The organism is Micromonospora sp. NPDC047753 (assembly GCF_040642735.1).
Taxonomy (GTDB): Bacteria; Actinomycetota; Actinomycetes; order Mycobacteriales; family Micromonosporaceae; genus Micromonospora.
In genome coordinates this window covers 1-4,447 of the sequence record NZ_JBEYSL010000526.1, presented here as the reverse complement: position 1 = coordinate 4,447, position 4,447 = coordinate 1, and the positions used below count along the sequence as shown (strand labels likewise).

The following is a 4,447-nucleotide window of genomic DNA, read 5'->3' as shown; positions in this document are numbered from 1 at the left end:
TGAAGTTATTGCCACGACACGCCGAGGCGAAGGGCAATAACTTCATGATCAACGGAGGTGGGGTGGGGTGGGGTGGGGTGGGTGGGTGGGGTTAGAGGTCTAGGAGGAGGGTTTGGGGGCCTATGTTGGTGCTTTCCACCACCATGTGGGCGCGGAAGCGGCCGGTCTCCACCTTCGCTCCTCGTTCGCGTAGGGCGTCGACCACCGCTGTCACCAGTGGCTCGGCGACCTCGGCGGGGGCGGCGGCGGACCAGCTCGGTCGGCGGCCCCTGCGGGCGTCGCCGTAGAGGGTGAACTGGCTGACCACCAGGACCGGCGCGCCGGTGTCGGCGGCGGACCGCTCCCCGTCCAGGATGCGTACCTCGTGCACCTTGCGGGCCATCGTCTGAGCCGTCTCCGCGGTGTCGGTGTGGGTCACGCCGAGCAGCACCAGCAGGCCGTTCTCGATCGCACCGACCACCTCGCCGTCGACCGTCACGCTGGCCCGCCCGACGGTCTGCACCACCGCCCGCATCAGGCGTTCACCGGCTCGATGAAGCCGCGCTCCACCAGGTGCGCCACGATCGGGCCGGCGGCCTCGGCCATCTCGTCGGGCTCGACGTCGTGCGCGGCGGCGAGCAGGGCGAGCTGGTCACGCAGCGGCAGCCGGCCGTCGGCGCCACCGACCAGCGCCAGTACCAGCGGGTCGATCTCCTCGGTCCAGCGCAGGCCGTGCGGCATCGCGAGGACCTGTCGGTCCACCGCCCAGCCCTCGTCGCCCATGGTGGCCTCCTGTCGCAGTTGGAGGCCCTCGGCGGCCCGGTAGCGCTCGGCGAGCAACGCTTCGGTGTCGCGTACCCGGAGGAAGTCCTGGCGGTCGAACCAGGCGGCGACCTGATCGCCCAGCGGCGGCTGCACCTGCTGGCGCAGATCCTCCACCCGGACCACCGGGTCGGCATGCCCGCCACGACGCAGCGACACGATGCCGAAGCCGATGCCCTCCACCTTGTGCGCGTCGAACCAGTCCAGCCAGGCGGCCATCCGCTGCGGGTCGGCGGTCTCGGCGGCGTCGGTGAGCCACAGGTCGACGTACGCCATCGGGTCGGCGACCTCGCGTTGGATCACCCAGGCGTCCAGGCCGGTCCCGGCGAACCAGCCGGCCACCCGCTCGTCCCACTCCTCGCCGGCGACGTGCACCCAGTTGGCCAGGTACTGCATGGTGCCGCCGTCGGTGAGCAGGCCCGGGGCGGCGGCGGCCAGCTCCGCGCCGATCGCGTCACCGACCCGGCCGGAGTCGCGGTACACGTGCGTGGTGGTGCCCGGGCCGACCACGAACGGTGGGTTGCTCACCACCAGGTCGAACCGCCGACCGGCCACCGGGGCGACCAGGTCGCCGCGGAGCAGCTCCCAGTCCTGACCGTTGAGGGCGGCGGTGGTCGCGGCGAAGCGCAGCGCCCGCTCGGAGAGGTCGGTGGCGGTCACCGAGTCGGCGTGCGTGCCCAGGTGCAGGGCCTGGACGCCGGAGCCGGTGCCCAGGTCCAGCGCGGTGCCGACCGGTCGGCGCACGGTCGCGCCGATCAGCGTGTGGGTGGCCCCCCCGATCCCGAGGACGTGCTCGGCGTGCAACGGGCGACCCGGGCGGGCGCTGGCCGGCACGTCGGCGAGCACCCACCAGTCCTCGCCGTACGGCTCCAGGTCGACGCCGGCCCGCAGGCCGTCCCCGTACCGCTCGACCAGCCCGCCAGCGAGGGCCTCCGCCAGGCTCAGCGGTGTCAGCGCGGCGGCCACCGCTTCCTCCGGCTCGGTCTGATCGCAGATGAACACCCGGATCAGGGTGCCGAGCGGGTCGCCGTCCTCGGTGGCGCGCAGAGCGGCCCGGTAGTCGTTGCGGGCGACCGCCGCGGTCGCCTGCGCGCCCAGCCGCTCGGCGATGCCGTGGCCGGTGAAACCGGTCCGGGTCAGCGCGCTGCGCAGCGCGTCGACACCGGCGGGGGAGAGCAGCATGTCGTGTTCGTCCACCCCGACATCCTGCCTCCCGTCGAGTCCCGGGTCGGCGTCACCCGCCGGAAGGTGTCGGAGCGTCGGTGTCCGCCCGGACCGGTGCGCCGGGCAGGATGGTCGGCATGACGCTCGTGCTGCCCATCGACCCCGAAGCGAACCAGCTGCTGGAGCGCAGCCCACTGGCCCTGCTCCTCGGCATGGTCCTGGACCAGCAGGTGCCGATGGAGAAGGCGTTCTCCTCGCCGTACGTGCTGGCGCAGCGGCTCGGCCATGAGCTGGACGCGGCGGAGCTGGCCGGGTACGACCCGGAGGCCCTGGTCGCGCTCTTCGCCCAGCCGCCTGCGCTGCACCGGTTTCCCAAGGCCATGGCGGCCCGGGTGCGGGAGGTCTGCCAGGTGCTGGTGGAGCGGTACGACGGTGACGCTGCGCTGCTCTGGGCCGAGGTCGCCGACGGGCCGGAGTTGCTGCGCCGGGTCTCCGCGCTGCCCGGCTTCGGCAAGCAGAAGGCGCAGATCTTCGTGGCCCTGCTCGGCAAGCGGTTCGGGGTGACCCCGCAGGACTGGCGGAAGGCGGCCGGGGACTACGGCGATCCGGGCGCCTACCGGTCGGTCGCCGACGTCACCGACGCCGATTCGCTGCGTCGGGTGCGGGAGTTCAAGCAGCAGATGAAGGCGGCGGCCAAGGCGAAGACCGCCGGCGCCTGACCAACCGGCCTGGTGAGGGGCGGTGTGCTCAGGCGGCGGTGGGGTGCGCCAGCGAGGCCAGCGCGCGCCGGACGTCGGCCAGCGACACGGTCGCCGAGTCGTCCAGGTCGGCCAGGCCGGCCTCGATCCACTGGCGCATCAGCGTGGTGACCCCGATGCCCCGGGCGTCGGCGGCGGCGCGGACCCGCTCGTAGGTGTCCAGTGGCAGCCGCACCGAGCGGCTCACCATCGGCACGTCGCTGTCGGGGGTGGGCAGCTCCGCCGCCGGGCTCTCGTCGATCAGCTCGGCGATCCGTTCGCCGCCGCCGTGGAACTGCTTGGTCGCGTCGTTACGGTGCATCGTCACGGCCTCCTCATCTACCGAGATCTCCGCACGGCCTCGTCGTAGCGCTTGGACTCGACGTCGCTCAACTCGCGGGCGGAGAGAATGTCCCAGTCGTTGTCGGTGCCATCGGCCTCGGCGAGCAGCACCGCCAGCCTGCGGCCCCGACGGGCGGCGGCGTAGACCACCATCACGTCGTCACCCAGATGACGGATGACCCGTCGGGCGCTGTGCAGCGCCTCCCAGACTTCCCCGGGTGTGACGTCGTAGACCCTCAGGTTGGCCAACGCCTCGTCGGTGAAGCTGAACCTGCTGCCCACATCGCGGAGCGTACCACGCACGTAACACGTGGCGGGATGAGTAGAAGTTCGCTGATCACGGACCTGCGGTGACAGGATGAGGCGTAACCCCCTCGAGGAGGTCCATGGTGAAGCGTCAGGCGTACCAGCCGATTCTGATCACCGACGCCTCGCGCAGCCAGGACGATCAGCTCAACAGTCGCCAGCGCCGCTACGTCGTGATGATGGGCATCCGGGTGCTGTGCATCATCGTCGGCGCGATCCTGGTCGGTGCGAACGCCCCACTGCTCTGGCTCTGGCTGCCACTGTGCGGCCTCGGCATGGTGCTCATCCCCTGGCTGGCCGTGCTGCTGGCCAACGACCGGCCGCCGAAGGAAGAGCACCGGCTGGCCAACCGGTTCCACCCCCGTCAGCAGGACGACACCCCGCCGATGAGCCTCACCGCCGAGGAGCGCCCACACAAGGTCATCGACGCCGAACCCTGACCCGCGAACGGGCCAGGGTTCGAGCAGCCGGGGCGGTGACCGTGCGCCGGCCGCTACGCCTGTGGCCGAGCCCCTGCGGTGGAGACGGCCAGCGCGCCCAGGTCGGTGGCGCGACCCAGTGCCGCGCTCGGACTGGCACCGGCGAGCCACGCGGTGAGCAGACCGGCCGCGAAGGCGTCCCCCGCACCCGTGACGTCCACCACCGCCACCCGGTTGGCCGGAGCCACGCAGACCGGCGTGGTGCGATCCACCCAGACCGCGCCGGCCGCACCGCGCTTCACCACCACCCGTCGAGCCGTCGCCGACAGCGCCCGCCCCTGCGCCGCCGGGTCCAGGCCGCCGGCCAGCACCGTGGCCTCGTCCGCGTTGACCAGGAGCAGGTCGATGTCGCGTACCCAACTCAGGAACACCGCCGCGCCGACCCGCCGCAACGGCGCCGCGGAGGCCGCGTCGACGCTGATGGTGAGCCCGCGCTCGCGGGCGGAGGCCAACGCCCGCAGCCCCGCGCCGCGCGACTCCGCGTCCAACAGGGTGTACGCGGACAGGACGGCACCACGATCCTCTACCAGAACGAGCTGCCGTACGACCCGCCGACGCAGGCCGACTGGATGAACGGCGCGGTCGACTGGTACACCACCCGTCAGCGCGACGAGCTGG

7 protein-coding genes are annotated in these 4,447 nt (G+C 72.5%); 2 read left to right on the top strand and 5 right to left on the bottom strand.

What is annotated here, in order from left to right; translation table 11 throughout:
• Positions 1 to 91: 91 nt before the first annotated feature.
• Together dtd and ABZ749_RS30095 are read right to left on the bottom strand one after the other, a co-directional pair.
• Positions 92 to 514: a D-aminoacyl-tRNA deacylase gene (gene dtd, locus ABZ749_RS30100; RefSeq protein WP_357233705.1), complete on the bottom strand. Its 423-nt coding sequence runs from the start codon at positions 512 to 514 to the stop codon at positions 92 to 94.
• Positions 514 to 1,998, bottom strand: coding sequence for a methyltransferase (locus ABZ749_RS30095; protein WP_357233703.1), 1,485 nt, complete (start codon positions 1,996 to 1,998; stop codon positions 514 to 516). The genes dtd and ABZ749_RS30095 overlap by 1 nt, the downstream gene beginning before the upstream one ends.
• Before the next feature lie 95 nt (positions 1,999 to 2,093).
• Here ABZ749_RS30095 and ABZ749_RS30090 point away from each other — a divergent pair, with 95 nt between their 5' ends.
• Positions 2,094 to 2,684 (top strand): HhH-GPD-type base excision DNA repair protein, encoded by a 591-nt coding sequence (locus tag ABZ749_RS30090; RefSeq protein WP_357233707.1) that lies wholly within the window; start codon positions 2,094 to 2,096, stop codon positions 2,682 to 2,684.
• Positions 2,685 to 2,712: 28 nt separating this feature from the next.
• Here the strand turns inward: ABZ749_RS30090 and ABZ749_RS30085 are convergent, their stop codons facing one another.
• Both ABZ749_RS30085 and ABZ749_RS30080 read right to left on the bottom strand, forming a co-directional pair.
• Positions 2,713 to 3,024, bottom strand: coding sequence for a hypothetical protein (locus tag ABZ749_RS30085; RefSeq protein WP_124858894.1), 312 nt, complete (start codon positions 3,022 to 3,024; stop codon positions 2,713 to 2,715).
• Positions 3,025 to 3,041: 17 nt separating this feature from the next.
• Positions 3,042 to 3,326, bottom strand: coding sequence for a hypothetical protein (locus tag ABZ749_RS30080; RefSeq protein ID WP_030489374.1), 285 nt, complete (start codon positions 3,324 to 3,326; stop codon positions 3,042 to 3,044).
• Positions 3,327 to 3,430: 104 nt separating this feature from the next.
• On the opposite strand from ABZ749_RS30080, the gene ABZ749_RS30075 reads away from it, so the two are divergent.
• A complete protein-coding gene (locus ABZ749_RS30075) occupies positions 3,431 to 3,790 on the top strand; it encodes a DUF3099 domain-containing protein (protein WP_357233701.1) in 360 nt (119 codons plus the stop codon).
• A 53-nt stretch (positions 3,791 to 3,843) separates the two neighbouring features.
• Here ABZ749_RS30075 and ABZ749_RS30070 read toward each other — a convergent pair.
• Positions 3,844 to 4,447 (bottom strand): PfkB family carbohydrate kinase (locus ABZ749_RS30070; protein ID WP_357233699.1); only part of this gene is annotated, 604 nt, incomplete at its 5' end.